Origin of the sequence: Chelativorans composti (genome assembly GCF_039541695.1) — a bacterium.
GTDB lineage: Bacteria > Pseudomonadota > Alphaproteobacteria > Rhizobiales > Rhizobiaceae > Chelativorans > Chelativorans composti.
This window is the reverse complement of record NZ_BAABGS010000026.1, coordinates 1-814: the sequence shown is the minus strand read 5'-3', so window position 1 is coordinate 814 and position 814 is coordinate 1. Positions and strand designations below refer to the sequence as shown.

Annotated in this window: 1 protein-coding gene; it reads right to left on the bottom strand. The window is 63.5% G+C overall.

Annotation, left to right across the window (positions count from 1 at the left end; all coding sequences use genetic code 11):
* Window positions 1–761, bottom strand: a 761-nt coding sequence (istA, locus tag ABD906_RS09805) for an IS21 family transposase (protein WP_425549986.1), incomplete at its 3' end; no start/stop codon positions are given.
* Window positions 762–814 lie beyond the last annotated feature (53 nt).

Below are 814 nucleotides of genomic sequence, written 5' to 3'. Positions count from 1 at the left end.
GTGAACTCGGGAAGCGGCACCATGAAGTTGCGGCGGCAATAGCCCACCAAGCCCTCGACATTCCCCTTGTCATTGCCTTTGCCAGGACGGCCGTAGTGGTCCCGGATCAGGTAATGCGACAGGAAGCCGCTGAACAGCACGGCCCGCTTGCGGGTGCCATCGGGCAGGATCTTCGCCACCAGGCACCGGTCATTGTCATAGACGATCGACTGCGGCACTGCCCCAAAGAAGGCAAAGGCGTGGATGTGGCCGTCCACCCAAGCCTCGGCCACAGCCGCCGGATAGGCGCGGACGTAACAGGCGTCGCTGTGCGGCAGATCCAAAACAAAGAAGTGGGCCTTCTGCTCGACACCGCCAATCTTGACCATCGCCTCGCCGAAGTCGGCCTGCGCATGGCCCGGGGGATGCGCCAGCGGCACGAACACTTCCTGGCCCCGCCGTTCTCGCTCCCGGATGTAATCCTTGATGATCGTGTAGCCGCCGGTGAACCCGCACTCGTCACGAAGCCGGTCGAACACCCGCTTCGCCGTGTGCCGCTGCTTCCGCGGCATGGAGCGATCCGCCTCAAGCCAGCCCTCGATGATCGGGATAAAGGGATCAAGCTTCGGCCGCCTGACTTCGGCCGTCCGCCGGTAGCCCGGCGGCACCGAGAACGTCATCATCTTCGCAACCGTATCACGGGAGATGTTGAAGGCCTTCGCCGCCTGACGCTGGCTCATGCCCCCCGCGCAGGCTTGGCGAACCCTGAGATATAGTTCCACGCTGAAAATCCTCGCGCCCTCCCTGCTGTCGCAGAAAGGGAAAGGGTGGACGA